This is a genomic window from Flavihumibacter sp. ZG627, assembly GCF_000814325.1.
GTDB lineage: Bacteria > Bacteroidota > Bacteroidia > Chitinophagales > Chitinophagaceae > Flavihumibacter.
Genome location: NZ_JPHF01000002.1, coordinates 708,406 through 724,242 on the forward strand (window position 1 = coordinate 708,406; position 15,837 = coordinate 724,242).

A 15,837-nucleotide genomic window follows, 5' to 3' on the forward strand; every position below is an offset into this window, starting at 1 on the left:
TCTACTAATAAACGTTACGTGGACAATCGAGTTGTTTTCCTCCTTTTGAGCGATTGAAAAGCGAACTACCTCCACCACCTCCTGTTCCTAACCTGAAACCGATCGTTATGCCCTGAAAATAATACCAGTCTTTTACATCTTCTCCGCCTCTAACGGTTCCTTCAACAGGATAGACAGGATTGCCATCCTTTAGTTCACCACTCCTGTAAGCCAGTTCAACAGCCTTAGGACCCCTTTCTGCCAAAAGCACTGCCTGATCTACATATCTCTTGCTGAGGTCATCGAGGTAATCTGTGAATGTTTTTCTCAATCCGATTTCATAACCAAGTGTTACCTGTTCGTTAACCCTGAAACGAAGTCCCCCACCAAATGGAAGTGTAAGCTGTACTCTTTTATAAGGTTTGAGATCGGGATATGCACTAAGCCCCTGCCCTTCTGTACTTAGTGGCTGGAGATAATGTTTTTGACCAAGCGAATCATAGGTATAGGGATCAAATCCAAAAACGCCCAGGCCTGCAAACACATATGGAGTAAACCTTTTTTCATCAAGATCGAATAAGCGGAATTCAGCCATCAGGTTACCTTCCAGTAACCTCGAATTGAAACTCAGGTTTCGAAGCCTGAGGTCTTCCTGTTTATTGAGTTTATCATCACCACTTATTCTACCATAAACGATTCCGCTTCTAATTGAAACATGCCCATTCACATCATATTGTACACCGAGTCCAAATGCACCGTGTGATTGGTTGGTAGTAAGTCTTTTTTCCTGGAAGTCGCCCTGGTAATTTGAAATTCCCCCAAATCCGGTGATATGCCAGCGCTGTGACATTACCGTAAGTGGTAATAACGCAACCAGCAACACAATGATTTTCCTCATTTTGATAAATTGTAATGGTTCTTACGCAAGAATTAAACCAAATAGCCGGCAAGGCATCCTTTAAACAAAAATCCCCTTTTTTAAGGGGATTTCATAACTGCTTATTGGTATCCGAGTATTTTTAACATACTCTGTGCTGTCTGCTCCTTGGCATAAACCCAGTCTACCAGTTTACCGTTTTTATCGTGGCCTACAATGATGTGTTTGGGAGATGGTATCATGCAGTGTTTGATGCCACCGTAACCGCTGATCTGGTCCTGGTAAGCGCCGGTATGGAAAAATCCAAGGTATAGAGGTTCAGTACCGCCTCCATTTACCTTGGGAAGGAATACCTCGTTGATATGTTCTTCCGAATCGTAATAATCATGGCTGTCGCAGGTGATCCCTCCCAGAACAACCCGTTGGTACTCCTCATCCCATTTATTTATGGGAAGTAAGAGGAAACGTTCACCAATACCCCAGGTATCAGGAAGCGTTGTAATAAAAGAGGAATCGATCATATACCATATCTCGCGTTCATTCTGCGTTTTTTGAGCGATCACAGAATAGATATGTGCCATGCTCTCCCCTACTGTATAGGAGCCGAACTCGGTATAAATATTCGGCATGGGAACCTTGGCCTTTTTACAAGCGCTCTTGATATTGCCAACAATTTCATTGATCATGAACTGGTAGTCATAATCAAATCCGAGAGAATGCTTGATAGGGAATCCACCACCAATATTGATACTGTCCAGTTCCGGACATATTTTTTTCAACTGGCAATAAAGGTTGATGACCTTGTTCAACTCTGACCAGTAATAAATATCATCTTTAATACCCTTGTTCAGGAAAATATGCAGCATCTTAAGCTGGAACTTATTTTCGTAGCCTTCAATCTGGTCTACATAAAACTCAAGGATATCTTTCGCGCGTATCCCTAATCGTGAGGTATAGAAGGGGAAGGAAGGTTCTTCTTCTGCTGCCACCCTGATACCCAGTTTGAAAGGAGCGCGGACGCTTTTACGGTAATCATCCAGTTCATTCACATTATCGAGAACGGGAATCACATTCTTAAAGCCGGTATTAATCAAGCCTGCGATCCTCTTGGTATAGGGTTTTTGTTTGAACCCATTACAAATGATAAAAGTTTCCTTATTGATCTTCTTCTTTGCATAGAGTTTTTTAATGATCTCGATGTCATATGCATAAGATGTTTCCAGGTGTATATTATGTTTCAGCGCTTCTTCCACCACGAAAGAGAAATGGGAACTCTTGGTACAATAACAATAGTAATATTCACCCTCGTACTTATGCTTCTTGAAAGCATTGGCAAACATCGTCTTGGCCTTATTGATCTGCATTCCGATCTTAGGAAGATAGGTCAGCTTCATAGGCGTTCCATACTTGTCAATCAGTGCTTTTATATCGAGGCCATTATATTGCAGGTATTTGTCTTTTACCTCAAATCCTTCCTGGGGAAAATTGAAGGTTTGGTCTACCAGGTCGTAGTAGGTATTGTTCATCTAATTGTACACGTAGTTAGTGGGGTGATATATTAATAGCTTACAAACCTATATAAAATGCAGAATTATTCACTAACAAAATTTTAGGGCGATAATCGTGCTTTCAAGGTATAGTTGGCTGCATAAAAAACCGGCTCCCTGTTGGAAGCCGGTAATATGAGTTGATGCTGTGATCATTTCCTTATTTTACAGAAGCGATCAGCGCCTTGAAAGACTCAGGGTTGTTCATGGCGAGGTCGGCCAGCACTTTACGATCAAGACCAATTCCTTTTTCATTCAGCTTGTGGATGAAAACAGAATAAGTAAGGCCTTCTTCGCGAACTGCTGCGTTGATACGTGCGATCCAGAGAGCACGGTATTCGCGCTTCTTAAGTTTACGACCAACATAGCTGTAGGTCATACCCTTTTCAACAATATTCTTGGCTACTGTATATACATTCTTACGCTTGCCATAATATCCTTTGGCTTGCTTAAGTATCCTTTTTCTGCGTGCCCTTGAGGCAACGGCGTTTACTGAACGTGGCATATGCTAAATAGTTTTAAGTTGTGATTAATAGATTTACCCCTTAAGACCCAGGAGGCGTTGAACGAAATCCATGTTTGGTTTTGATACAACACCTGCTTTACGCATGCCGCGCTTACGCTTGGTTGACTTTTTGGTGAGAATGTGACGTTTGAACGCTTTCTGATGGGTGATTTTTCCTGAAGCGGTCACCTTGAAGCGCTTCTTGGCGCTTGAATTGGTTTTTACCTTTGGCATCTTGATAACTGAAATAGTTACGCCCTGCTGGCGCCCCGCACAGGCAGGGACTTATGGAGCCATTTGGGCAATGTCACCATCTTTCGATGGCACCCTTTTGGGAGCGCAAAGGTATATCAGTTTCCTGAAATAACCAACCGCATGGTCTTTATTTCTTTTCCATTCTGGGCGCGAAGATAATAGATACCTGGCGCCAGTTGCGGACCTGCCTGGTACAAAGGTATAACCTGGACGCTTGCCGCAATATCCACTTTCCTTCGCCAAATTACACGCCCTGTCACATCCACCAGGGCCATCTGTAAGGTTTTGCCTGCCAGGTTCTCCACCAGCAGAAGCATTTCAGCGACAGGGGAAGGATTGGGATAAACCCTAAGCCTCATGCCTTCACCAAAGTTCACCGAACTGATGTTGGAATACCTGACCTGGCCATTTTCATAAATGATCTTCAGCCGGTACTGGTAACTGCCGGGAGAAATTACCCCCGCATCCGTGAAAGTATAATTGCCATTGGGTTGGGTTTGAATTATGGTTATGGTTTGGAAACCGCTACTACTGCCGGTTCCGTTTGCCCGTTCAACTTCAAAACGCAGTATACCCGGGTTAGCAGTTGCATCCCATTGAAGCAGTGCAGAGGTTGGTTCCTGTCTTTCCGTTGCCTGAAGTACTACGGTAGAAAGGGTATTATTTATCCCGAAATAGAACTCACCATAAACTCCCGATGGAATCTCCGCATAATATCCTTTTTCATAGGGAATGAGTTCAAACTGGTCAGCCATCCAGACTGATTCAAATCCCGGAAGGTTGTCCGAGGTTTTCTCATTTAGTGTGGATGGAGGTCCCGTGTACCGGAAAACGGCCAAATCATAGGCACTTCTCTTTATTGCACAGGTATCACAAGGGTTTTCGGCCAGCCATTGCCTTACCGCATCATCGGTAAGGAATAACCTTATTTTACCTGGTGTCGTATTGTTGGAACCTGAAAACACCCAACGTTGTTTAAGAACCGGATTTCCCTGGAATAAATTCTCCTCACCTGCTGAATAATAATTAAAACGGAATGGCTGCTCCCCTTCTGAAGATTTAGCGGCCGATAGAAGGGCACCATTTCTTATTACCGGAGTCCACTGCTGCGTTTTCGATCTCCCCTCAAAACTGAAATGGGTAAGACCAGCGTCAACAGGATATTCTAAATCAAAAATATGTACCTCATCCAGCAATAATCCCCCCGGAACAATTGGCGTGGCGGTGCTAAGATCTGAACGCTCCAGGGAAAGAACTCTGAATTGAAGGGTTGCCCATCCTTTCGGTAATGCCATAGAAACCACCTGCCAGTAATCATTACCACAATCTTTCCATGCCTGCTGTTGCTCAGTATACCAGTTGGTGGATTGTTGAACAGGTGCTATATATCGTTGCCAGGTACGACCGGTATCTGCAGAAAATTCCAGTAACACAGAATCCTTACCATCACAAAGCTGTTTATTTACACTCATTGAAAGATGTGGCGCCCTCAGTTGGCGAAGATCGAAAAGCGGACTTACCAGGTATCCCGACGCAACCACAAAGTGCACTCCGGAAGAGTTTTCCAGCCGGCGGGTACCCCAGAATCCATTTCCATTGGCAGCCTTAAAAGGCTTAACCGTTTCCTGCAGGTTTTCTGCAAGATCATATATAAAAGTAGAACCCCATCCCTGTTTGTCATTTTCGAAACCTTGCAGGTAGGGGAACTGGTTCATTAACTTAGCGTAAGCCAGTGGAGCGAAGAGGGTATCATCCTGTTGGTTTATGTCTCCCATGGCTGTAACAAAAGCATACACCCCGGAAACGGCTGAAGGCCAGTCTTTTACTGGAACCGTGAATTCAGCGTGGGCTGTATCATTTGCCGCAATACTATTGAAACTAATTGTCTGTCGTTTACCATCGGGGGATATTAGGCCAATGGTGAAACCACCTGTGACCACGGAGCGAAGGTTAAGAGCGCTGACCCTGAACCGCAGATTGTCGCCATCAGTAACCTTATTTTTTATATAATAAAGGTCAATAAGCGCCATATCGGCATTGGCCTTGAAAAGACGGATAGACCGCAGAAGTGGCAGGCTATCATCATAATTTGTTTTGGTGATCTTTAGCCTGAGCTGGAAACTGCTGGAAAATTGCTGGCTACCTTTTCCCAGTACCCGGGTAATATTTATGTGATCCAGACTGTTCACGTAAGTGACCGGATCAGTTTGTGGTAATATTAACCATGCAGATGTATCTGATCCTCTCACAGCCAATTCAAGCTTCAGGTTGACCGGTTCCGGAATATCAAGGCTCAGTCGGATATCATCTGCAAGTTGGAAAGCTGCCATATTAAATGTAGAAGTCAAAACCATTTCCTGGTTATGAACCTTACTTGAAGCAGTGAAGGGAATACCTGTGGAGTTGCTATGAAGTTTTATGATGGCGGAGGGAGTTGTATAGTCTGTCTGAGGTGCTCCAATTATCCCAATTATGCCGGGTTTTAAGTAAGTACTGTCCTTCAAACCACCAAAATCAAGCGACAATGGCAAAGTAACCGGCTCATTAGGTAGATAACGCCATAAATTGGCGAGGGTGTTATTAGAAGGTTCAGGATCGTTAAATGACCTTATATTAAATTCCAGTTGTTTTTCTTCACCAGGCTCTGCCTTCAGGATTATAGCCGATTTCCATAAAAAGGCTTCACCTGGCGTAAGATTTCTTATAAGGGTATCTGAACCAAGCAGATTTTTATCCTGGTAAACAGAAAGGAAAACAGTATCAGCGATGGATGAATTACCCATATTACGGAGCTGGATAATTACCGTGTCAATCCCATTTCTGTCAGTACTGGTGGCGAAGCGCTGAATGGAGGGATTAAGGACAGTTGTAATAGCCAGATCTCCGGCTGCACCTGAAGGCGGACATAAAGTAGCAGGTGTTTTAATAAGCTTTGCAGGACTCCGCTCGCCCGGAAAACCGTTGAGCAATGGCTGCAGAGTTATCCAGTAGTTGGGGCCTGACCGCAGTCCGGTTATGACAAAAAAAGTATCCGTAGTTGTTGCAACTACCTTATAAGCACCATCTTCGTATTGTAAAACCTGGACTGAATCAATGCCGGGCGCCGGCTTCCAGCGTGCACTAATGGTTGAGGCGCAGGTACTTGTGAGTGAAAAATTATAATCTGGCAGAATAGTAAAGGCATTCGAAATGATTTCTTCCCCTGAAATATTATTTCGGATCCTGATCCTCGCGTTGGAAGTACTAATTGAAGGAACGGTCCAATCCTTCCTGTTTGGATGGGCAGATCTAATATTAATATCAGTCCAGCTCAGGCCGCCATCGGCTGAAAAACTTGTCGCGATGGATGAGCCCGGGGTATTACCTGCCGACCAGATAATACCTTTTTGCTGGGCAGGCTTCCATTTTTCACCCCCGGCAGGCTGCAATAGCCGCAAAGCTGTTTTTTCCCAGTTATATACAATCCTGAACGACTGCGGACCAGCTGGCACCTTAAAGCCTTTGACCAAAATTGTATAGGCACCAGGCACCGCATTTTCTACAACCACCTGTTCAATATTATTGCTATGATCCTTTCCGGCAATGGCTGGAGCATTTACTCCAGCAGCACTGGTGTCTAGAATCATTGGATCTAAAACAGCCCCTGTAGGAGATACAACACTGATATCCAAATCATTAACCAGATTCTTAAACGTATAAAGAGAAGATGGCTTGTCGTGCCAGTATAACATTATTTTCAAGTCTTTCACCTGTTCAGGCAGGTTTATTTCGAACCTGGTTTCTCCACCATTGTCTACTGAACCGGTCAAATATGTTTTAGCATTTACAACTTCAATGGCTTTTCGGGCATTGAGAAAACCGAATCCATTGGTGAAATCAACTCCTTTATTTCCGATATCTGTTGCGGTATTACACACAATAGCTTTCATCAGATCGCCCGGCGGATCAACATTCCCATTAAGCTGACGGTAACGTTCATATAGTAAACCAAGAACACCCGTCACCTGTGGGGCCGACATACTGGTTCCATAATCTATCGCATAGGTATTGTTATTGGCAGTTGACCGGGTGCCATCTCCTATCGCGATTACTTCCGGCTTCAATCGGCCGTCGAGCGTTGGGCCTTTAGACCAGCGGAAGAGATTGGCATCCTTATTTGTGGCGCCAACAGTTATTACATTCTTGGCAGCCTGGAAAGCATTGTCAATGCTTCGAAATCCTGCAGGGAAGTCCCCGCATTTCAATCCTCCATTATTCCCCGCCGCAAATACATGTGCGAGATTAGGTAGGTCAAGTAATTGCTGGTCGCCCTGAACACAATATCCTGTATACAAACCTGAATAAGGAAGGCATTGGCTGCCAGCGCCATAGGAGTTATTGGTAATCACCATCCCCTTTTTATAATATTCGGGTGAGCGATCAATAATAGTATTGAAATAATCAATTATAAGGGTAGATTCCCATGCATTTCCTTTCATAGAAGGGTCAAGAATTCCTGCCCCGGCCATAGCCCCGGCAACATGGGTGGCATGAAACGCCCCGTTATAGGATTGCCCTTCTTCATTATATCGGTGGTCAATATGGTAAATCCTACCATTATCTCCAATACCCATCACTACACCTTTCCCACTCAGGGCTGGCATACCCTCAAATCCTGTATGCAGCTGATCCGTCTGGTGGATATCGGTTGCTTCACTATTAAGGATACCTAGTGCTGGGGCTTCCATCACATAGAGTAAAAAAGACTGATCGAGCAGGTGGTTGAGCACCCTGCCGGTAAGTGTGCATTCCACAATGTCAGGGGTTAGAAACTTTAAAATCTCTGCATCTGCTCCAAAAGTTGAAAGCGAGTTTTCCAGAAGTTTCCTTCCCGCAGTACTATCATGGCCCGGAATCAATTTAAGATGGTAATTGCGAGAAGGGGCCGCAGAAACAATCGATCTGTTATTTGCATCTAAACCATATATACCCGATTTAAGCGATCTGTTCATGGGAACCAATGCCTGAATGCCTTTTGTGCTAAGATCACTGGCAGAAAACGATCCCCTGATACCTGCGAGGAAACTGTTTTCGGGAATATAATCATAGAGTTCGATACCCTGTCTGCGGAGTTCAGTCTGCTGGCTGGTACCTGGAAGTTCTTTAAACTGAATAATTGCCCAGATTTTTCCGCCTGCAATAGATGCATGGAGTGTGGGATCCAAAGGATCAATGGGACGCAGTACCAGGCTTTTGGCCGGCAGACTACTTTTTAAACGGATTGGGCTGGATTCGGTTACCTGAGTTCGGGCGTTTAGGGCCAATACTAAAATGGTACAGAATATCAATCCCCTAAAAATCACAGGTGCTATTCTCATAAAAATCAGGAATCAGACTCAATATAAACAACCGGGGGTAGATTCTATTATGCAGATGCCCGGAAATAATAAAAAAAACCCGCCTTGCGCGGGTTACCCAATTGAATTCGACAAGTGTATAATTGGACAGGATCAATCTCCTGAATCCTTTTTCTTCTTCTGGCTTTTAGGTGCCCAGATGGCCAACATCCGCTTACCTTCCATTTTCGGCATTCCTTCCAAAACACCAAATTCACCCAGGCGCTCTGCAAATTTCAGGAGAAGCAATTCACCCCTGTCCTTAAACTGGATGGCCCTGCCCCTGAATTGCACATAAGCTTTCACCTTATTTCCTTCTTTCAGGAATTCTTCCGCATGTTTAGCTTTAAAGTTGAAATCATGGTCGTCGGTGTTAGGAGTAAACCTGATCTCTTTCACTTCAGACTGCTTGGCTTTCGCCTTCATCTCCTTATCCTTCTTCTTCTTCTCGTAGAGGAATTTATTATAATCGATGATCCTGCAAACCGGCGGATCGGCATTTGGCGAGATCTCCACCAGGTCGAGCCCCTGGTCCTGCGCCATGCGTTGTGCTTCCTGGATGGAATAAACGCCTACTTCTACATTGTCGCCAACCAATCGTACCGATGGTACCCGAATCATTTGGTTAGTCCTGTGTTCCTGTTGCTGTTCTTTCTTGAACCTTGGATTGAAAGCCCCTCTGGGTGGTCTGGGTGGAAATGCCATTTAGTTATTTTGATTAAACAATTACGACCCGAAAATATTAATTTTTTTATTCACTACTGCTGCGATCTGAAATCTCCCGTGAAATCACCTTGATAAATTCCTCCACAGGCATTACGCCGGCATCCCCTTTGCCCTGGCGGCGAACGGCAATCTTGCCCTCATTCATCTCTTTTTCACCTACCACAAGCATATAAGGAACGCGCAGCAGCTCAGTATCGCGGATCTTTTTACCGATTTTTTCGTTCCTGTCATCAATCGATACTCTCACACCTGCTTTCCGGAGCTGTTTTTTCACGCTTTCTGCATAATCCATGAACTTATCGCTAATGGGCAGGATCTTCACCTGCTGTGGTGCCAGCCATATTGGTAGCTTACCAGCATAATGTTCAAGCAAAAATCCTATGAAACGCTCATGGGTTCCCAAAGGTGCACGGTGAATGATCAATGGGGTATCATGCTGGTTATCGGCGGTGGTATATTCAAGTTTGAAACTGCGGCCCTGCGAAAAATCTACCTGGTTGGTGGCGAGTGTAAATTCCCTGCCTATGACGCTATATATCTGCACATCAATTTTTGGACCATAGAAAGCAGCTTCATCCTGCACCTCCACAAATGGAATATTGGAATCGATCAGCACCTGGCGTACCATCGCCTCGGTTTCCTTCCACAATTCAGGTTCATCCACATATTTCTTACCTAGCTTTTCAGGAGAATGCAAGCTAAGGCGCATTACATATTTATCTATCCCAAATATTTTGAAATACTTGAGATACATCTCGTTCACAGATCTGAACTCCTGCTCAAACTGCTCTTTGGAACAATATATATGTGCATCGTTCATATGAAGGCAGCGCACTCGCATGAGACCAAATAATTCTCCGCTCTGCTCATAACGGTAAACAGTACCATATTCTGCAATGCGATATGGCAGGTCGCGATAGCTCTTGGGCTCTGCAGCAAAAATCTTATGGTGATGCGGACAGTTCATTGCGCGCAGATAATACTTCTCTCCTTCCAGTTCCATGGGAGGGTACATACTATCGGCATAATAAGGAAGGTGACCGCTGGTCAGGTACATACTTTCCTTGGCAATATGAGGAGTAACAACGCGATGGTAACCTGCTTCTTCTTCAGTTTCCTTTGCCAGTTTTTCCAGCTCCTCAATAATGATAGTTCCATTAGGCATCCACATGATCAGGCCCTGTCCCACATCATCGTCCATGGTATAAATGCTGAGCTCCTTACCTATCTTTCTATGATCACGTTTCTTCGCTTCCTCAAGTAATGCGAGGTATTCGTCAAGTTCCTTTTGTGAGGGAAAACTTACTCCATAAACACGGGTAAGCATCTTGTTTTTTTCATCACCCTTCCAGTAAGCACCTGCGATACTGGTGAGCTTGAAAGCCTTGATAAGCCCGGTATGCGGGATATGCGGTCCGCGACACAGATCAGTGAAATTACCCTGAGAATAGAAACTGATGGTTCCATCTTCGAGGTTCTGCAGCAGATCGAGTTTGTATTCATCTCCCTTATCGGCAAAATAAGAAATAGCTTCTCCCTTGGGAACTTCTCTGCGAACAAAGGCGTTGTTCTGCTTGGCCAGTTCTGCCATCTTCACTTCAAGCTTCCTCAGATCTTCTTCAGAAATGCTTTTATCGCCAAGGTCTATATCATAATAAAACCCGTTATCAACCGGCGGACCAACCCAGAATTTTACCCCGGGGAACATCGCTTCAATGGCTTCTGCCATGAGGTGTGCGGTAGAATGCCAGAAGGTAGACTTTGCATCCTTTTCCTCCCATCCCAGTAATTTCAATGCCGAATCTTCATAAATAGGACGGCTAAGGTCCCACACCTGCCCGTTAACCGATGCAGCGAGAATTTTTCGGGCCAATCCTTCACTTATACTTTTTGCGATGTCGAGAGCTGAGGTACCGGGTTCATATTCTCGTTGCGCGCCGTCCGGAAAGCTGATCTTTATCATTTGTTTCTATAGTATTTCTGCTTCCCCCTTTATACAAACAAGGCAGGAAGGGTTGCAAATTTAACGAACAATTGCCAGATTAACTCGTTGAACGGTACGAAATTGCCATTCCTTTTTAGTTAACTTGAATATATAACTTGCATTCATGAGGCGCATCATCCTGCTACTTTTTTTATTTGGCGGAACAGCCCTGCAGGCGCAGGATCTGACCGGTATATGGCGGGGTCATTTCCGTTCCAATAACCGGATGTTGCAACTCATGAATATTGATGACCGTTATAAATTCGAGATCCAGCTCGACCAGCGGGGAAAAGCATTTAAAGGAGTTACCTATTCTTACAAGACAACCGAATTCTATGGTAAGGCTGTTGCAAAGGGCACTATTCATACCGGCACGCAGAAAGTATTATTGGAAGAACTGAAGATCGTGGAAGTAAGAATGATGCAGGGTAATGATGCCTGTGTGATGACATGCTTCCTTCAATATACCAGGAATGGCAGGGAGGAATTTATGGAAGGAACTTATGTGAGCATGAACACGCGCGACTCATCCGATTGTGGGAGAGGCACTGTTTTCCTCCGCAAGGTTATAAGTTCCGATTTTTATAAAGAACCATTCCTGGTGCAGCGCGAAAAAGAAAAAAAACAACCTGTTACACCGCCAAAGCCACAGCCACCGGTTGTTACGGAGAAAGAGGCTGATATAGCCAAATCCAATAAAAAGGTGGTTGTACCAGCGCCGAAAGCTGAGGAAAAGGTGCCGGAGTTGCCCCAGCGTCCAATAGAACCAAAGGCTCCGCCAAATAGCCAGGCAGACGCAGATAAAAAAAGAACAGATCCGCAGGTCATTCCACCGGTATTAAAAACAAGAGAAAATGAACTGGTAAAGACCTTTAAGGTGCGTACCAGGGAAGTGATCGTAAACCTATATGACAATGGCACAATCGATAAAGACACTGTTTCCGTTTACCTGAACAAAGAGTTGGTGGTATCAAGGAAAATGCTTTCCCTCTCTCCCATTACGCTGCGTATAACCCTTGATGATGATGAATATCATGAACTGGTTATGGTAGCCGAAAATCTGGGTGAGATCCCTCCAAATACTTCATTGATGGTGGTGAAAGCAGGTAACCAACAATTTGAAGTGCGGATCACTTCAACAGAACAAAAAAATGCTGTGGTACGCTTCCGGTATGAGGCAGGTAATTAGCGGTGCTGCCTTTCATAATCCCCTGTTTGCCGCTCACAAAATTCCATCGCTCATTTCATGCGATGGCTTAAATTGAACTACCAATAAAACCCATGAGGCTCTTCCTGACTTCCCTTTTGTTGATATTACTGCAGGTTGCATCTGCACAGGACCTGAACGGCATCTGGCGTGGAACCCTTACCCAGGAAGCAGGAGGTTGTTTCCCGGTGTATAACCTTGAGATCCAGATCGGCCAGCAAGGGAATACGCTGATGGGAAATTCTTTTGATTATTATGACCGCAACCGTTTTGTGAAACATCATTTCAATGGACGTTATAATAGCCAGACCAAAAGAATGGTTCTCATTGAAGACAAAATAATGGAGGTAAATATTCCATCCGATTGCGTTGCCTGTTCAAAAACCTATGATCTTACCTGGTCTTCTTCCGGTAATAAAGAAAGCCTGACTGGTGAATGGAAAGGATATGAAAGTGAGAGTAGAAAGGCTTGCCCACCCGGCAGGATCACACTATACCGGGTATCTACAACCGATTTTCCCATCGATATTGACCAGCCCGAAGAACTGGCCAGGCTACAGCAATCACTGAAACTGCAGGAACGTACCACCGAGGTGGTCAGCACCCTTGAGCTTGAAACGCCCAATATAAAAATCGACCTGTACGACAATGCAGAGATAGATAATGATACGGTCACCATTTTCCTTAATAATAAATTGCTTCTATTAAAACAGCGGCTCACTAACAAGCCCTTAACGCTGGAGCTTAAGGCCTTCCCTGATACGGATTATGAACTGGTGATGTATGCCGATAACCTTGGAAGCATCCCTCCTAATACTGCACTGATGGTAGTAACGGCAGGCCGCAATAAATATGAAGTGCGACTTTCGGCTTCTGACAAGAAAAATGCTGCGGTACGATTTCGATTGAAATAGGTATCTGACACATGTTCGCAACCTGTTCGAACACATGTTCTAACATCCTCTGAACAAGTATCAGACACCTGGTTGCCATGCTAAAACCTGAAGTTCCAGGTTACGCTGGGGATGATAGGGAAAAGACTCACCTGCCTGGCCTCCACTTTCAGGCTGCCGTCATAGGCACTCCCCGTTTGATCGTAGTAAATGAAATATGGATTCAGCCTGCTATACACATTATAAATGCTGAAAACCCAACTACCCGTTATACGGCTTGGCTTTTTAGCAACAGGAGTATAGGTGGCAGCAAAATCGATACGATGATAAGACGGCAGACGGTATTTGTTAATGCGGCTATACTCCTGCGTTAGTGTTCCATTTACTATATAGAAGCGCTCAGGAAGTGAGGTTGCATTTCCCGTTCCATAAACAAATACTGCAGAGAGTTTCCATTTTTTATTTAATTCATAGGCACTCACCACGGAGAGATCATGGCGGCGATCATAACGGGCGGGATATTTCATACCTTCATTGAGATCGGGGAATTTGCGCCAGGTCCAGCTAAGCGTATACCCTACCCATCCGGTAAGCCGACCGGTATTCTTCCGCACAAAGAATTCACTCCCATAACTCCAGCCTTCCCCAAATACAAATTCTTCTTCCGGATCGGTGAGTCCGGGTGTATATCCCTCCCGGTATTCGATCTGGTTATCCATTTTTTTATAGTAGAGTTCTACAGATGTTTCATATTTATTATTGCTGAAATTCCGGAAATAGCCAGCCGCATATTGCCAGCTAAGCTGAGGCTTTACATTTAATGTGCTGGGTACCCAGAGATCTGTGGGAAGAGTAGATCCGGCATTGCTTACGAGGTGTATATACTGGTTATTCCTGCTAACAGAAGCTTTGAAGGAGCTTTCATCATTGATGCTGTACCGCATGGTGAACCTTGGTTCCAGTCCCCCATAATATTTTACGGTTGACCCTCGCCGGTATACAGTGCTGTCGGTCTTATTGCCATCGGCATCGCGGGTATAGTCAGTGAACGGCCCGGTCTGTGCAAAGGAGCTGTAACGAATGCCGGTATTCAATTGCCATTTCTCTCCCAGTTCCCAGTCGTGCTGAAGATATACACCTGATTCTATAGCATATTTTCGGGAAGCATTGTTGGGAGTGAAATCAACTGAATCGGACCGGCCACTAAATAGGTTTGGCTTAAAGGTGTGATGGGTGATTTGTGCTCCCCATTTGAGTTTGTGCGCCGGCGCGGGATAATAATCCATGTCAAACTTTGCAGTGAGGTCGCGGATCCCCGAGCGCAGGTTGAAAGAGAGATTATTCTGTTCGCCGTTAAAGGCAAAATTGTAGTTGTTGAAAACAAGGGTTGCATTGGAGAACAATTTCCGGTGGAATACATGGTTCCAGCGAAGTGTTGCGGTTGCATTTCCCCAGGGGATATTGGCGCTGAAAGATCGCTGGTTATTTTTAAAATCAAAGACATCCCTTCCAAAATAGCCACTGAGATAAAGACGATCACGATCGGAGAATTTATAATTGACCTTTGTATTGAGATCATAGAAATAATAACCCGATCCATAGAAGGAACTGCTTTTAGGAACAAATGGTTTCACCAGCGCATCTATATATGTACGGCGCGCGGAGATGATAAAAGAGGCCTTGTCTTTTTGCAATGGCCCCTGAATTGAAAAGCGTGATGCAATCAGGCCGATCCCGCCCTCACCTTCAAGTTGTTTCATATTTCCGTCCTTCATGGCGATATCAAGAACAGATGAAAGTCGGCCGCCATACTGAGCAGGCATACCACCTTTTATCAGTGAAACATTCTTGATGGCATCCGAATTAAATACGGAGAAGAAACCGAAGAGGTGGCCGGTGTTATACACCACGGCGTCGTCAAGCATGATAAGGTTCTGGTCGGGTCCACCTCCCCGCACATAGAAGCCGGCATTGCCTTCCCCTGCATTGCGAACCCCTGGAAGCAGTTGAAGTGTTTTCAGGATATCTGTTTCCCCAAGCAGTACAGGCAAAGATTTCACCTGGCTCATGGCAAGATCTATTTTCCCCATCTGTGCCTGCGTAACATTCCCATCCTTGCGTTTGGCATATACTACTACTTCTTCCTGTGTGGTTCCACGTGGGGATAAAAGGAAATTATTTGACAGATCACGGTCAAGCATAAACGATATCCGCACTGATTCATAGCCGGCATAGGTGCAACTGAGTTCATAGCGGCCCGCGTCAAGTGTAATGGAATAATATCCATAGGTATTGCTGACAACTCCCCGGCCTTTCCCATTGATAACAATAGAAGCCCCTATAAGGCTTTCCCCGGATAGGGAATCGCGCACATATCCGCTAAGGGTGAATTTCCTGCCTGAATTCTCCTGGCCATAAACCAGCGGCCTGGTCAAAAGCAGGAATAGGAGGATAAAAAGCGAAAATCGGGGCATCGGAACGATAAAGTT

The 15,837-nt window shown here is 44.8% G+C and carries 10 protein-coding genes; 2 read left to right on the forward strand and 8 right to left on the reverse strand.

The features are described from left to right. Window positions 1-4 precede the first annotated feature (4 nt). The 7 genes from HY58_RS18755 to thrS all read right to left on the reverse strand — a co-directional run bounded on the left by HY58_RS18755 (window position 5) and on the right by thrS (window position 11,227). The gene (locus HY58_RS18755) at window positions 5-877 is read right to left on the reverse strand and encodes a DUF6089 family protein (RefSeq protein WP_052323889.1); all 873 of its coding nucleotides are present in this window, start codon (window positions 875-877) and stop codon (window positions 5-7) included. A 101-nt stretch (window positions 878-978) separates the two neighbouring features. Then, entirely contained in the window at window positions 979-2,382 is a 1,404-nt protein-coding gene (locus tag HY58_RS06575; RefSeq protein ID WP_039129484.1) for a decarboxylase, read from the reverse strand. 181 nt (window positions 2,383-2,563) lie between these two features. Then, window positions 2,564-2,908, reverse strand: a complete 345-nt coding sequence (rplT, locus tag HY58_RS06580; RefSeq protein ID WP_039129487.1) for a 50S ribosomal protein L20 — start codon at window positions 2,906-2,908, stop codon at window positions 2,564-2,566. Window positions 2,909-2,941: 33 nt separating this feature from the next. After that, window positions 2,942-3,142 carry a 50S ribosomal protein L35 gene (gene rpmI, locus HY58_RS06585; protein WP_039129490.1) on the reverse strand — a complete coding sequence of 67 codons (201 nt, stop codon included), beginning with the start codon at window positions 3,140-3,142 and terminating at the stop codon, window positions 2,942-2,944. Between the two features lie 116 nt (window positions 3,143-3,258). Then, on the reverse strand, window positions 3,259-8,520 hold the full coding sequence (locus HY58_RS18760; RefSeq protein ID WP_052323890.1) for a S8 family serine peptidase: 5,262 nt from the start codon (window positions 8,518-8,520) through the stop codon (window positions 3,259-3,261). 132 nt (window positions 8,521-8,652) lie between these two features. After that, window positions 8,653-9,243, reverse strand: coding sequence for a translation initiation factor IF-3 (gene infC / locus HY58_RS06595; RefSeq protein ID WP_039129493.1), 591 nt, complete (start codon window positions 9,241-9,243; stop codon window positions 8,653-8,655). A gap of 46 nt (window positions 9,244-9,289) precedes the next feature. Further along, window positions 9,290-11,227, reverse strand: a complete 1,938-nt coding sequence (gene thrS / locus HY58_RS06600) for a threonine--tRNA ligase (RefSeq protein ID WP_039129495.1) — start codon at window positions 11,225-11,227, stop codon at window positions 9,290-9,292. Window positions 11,228-11,372: 145 nt separating this feature from the next. Between thrS and HY58_RS06605 the strand changes: the two genes are divergently transcribed. Together HY58_RS06605 and HY58_RS06610 are read left to right on the forward strand one after the other, a co-directional pair. Next, window positions 11,373-12,437 carry a hypothetical protein gene (locus HY58_RS06605; RefSeq protein WP_039129498.1) on the forward strand — a complete coding sequence of 355 codons (1,065 nt, stop codon included), beginning with the start codon at window positions 11,373-11,375 and terminating at the stop codon, window positions 12,435-12,437. 92 nt (window positions 12,438-12,529) lie between these two features. After that, on the forward strand, window positions 12,530-13,369 hold the full coding sequence (locus tag HY58_RS06610) for a hypothetical protein (RefSeq protein WP_039129501.1): 840 nt from the start codon (window positions 12,530-12,532) through the stop codon (window positions 13,367-13,369). An 80-nt stretch (window positions 13,370-13,449) separates the two neighbouring features. On the opposite strand, the gene HY58_RS06615 is transcribed toward HY58_RS06610, so the two are convergent. Next, window positions 13,450-15,822, reverse strand: coding sequence for a TonB-dependent receptor (locus HY58_RS06615; protein ID WP_039129504.1), 2,373 nt, complete (start codon window positions 15,820-15,822; stop codon window positions 13,450-13,452). Window positions 15,823-15,837 lie beyond the last annotated feature (15 nt).

What these genes read in the sequence shown, in the direction of transcription:
- HY58_RS18755 (WP_052323889.1), bottom strand. Translation starts at nt 877, where the DNA reads ATGAGGAAAATCATTGTGTTGCTGGTTGCGTTATTACCACTTACGGTA.
- HY58_RS06575 (WP_039129484.1), bottom strand. Translation starts at nt 2,382, where the DNA reads ATGAACAATACCTACTACGACCTGGTAGACCAAACCTTCAATTTTCCC.
- rplT (WP_039129487.1), bottom strand. Translation starts at nt 2,908, where the DNA reads ATGCCACGTTCAGTAAACGCCGTTGCCTCAAGGGCACGCAGAAAAAGG.
- rpmI (WP_039129490.1), bottom strand. Translation starts at nt 3,142, where the DNA reads ATGCCAAAGGTAAAAACCAATTCAAGCGCCAAGAAGCGCTTCAAGGTG.
- HY58_RS18760 (WP_052323890.1), bottom strand. Translation starts at nt 8,520, where the DNA reads ATGAGAATAGCACCTGTGATTTTTAGGGGATTGATATTCTGTACCATT.
- infC (WP_039129493.1), bottom strand. Translation starts at nt 9,243, where the DNA reads ATGGCATTTCCACCCAGACCACCCAGAGGGGCTTTCAATCCAAGGTTC.
- thrS (WP_039129495.1), bottom strand. Translation starts at nt 11,227, where the DNA reads ATGATAAAGATCAGCTTTCCGGACGGCGCGCAACGAGAATATGAACCC.
- HY58_RS06605 (WP_039129498.1), top strand. Translation starts at nt 11,373, where the DNA reads ATGAGGCGCATCATCCTGCTACTTTTTTTATTTGGCGGAACAGCCCTG.
- HY58_RS06610 (WP_039129501.1), top strand. Translation starts at nt 12,530, where the DNA reads ATGAGGCTCTTCCTGACTTCCCTTTTGTTGATATTACTGCAGGTTGCA.
- HY58_RS06615 (WP_039129504.1), bottom strand. Translation starts at nt 15,822, where the DNA reads ATGCCCCGATTTTCGCTTTTTATCCTCCTATTCCTGCTTTTGACCAGG.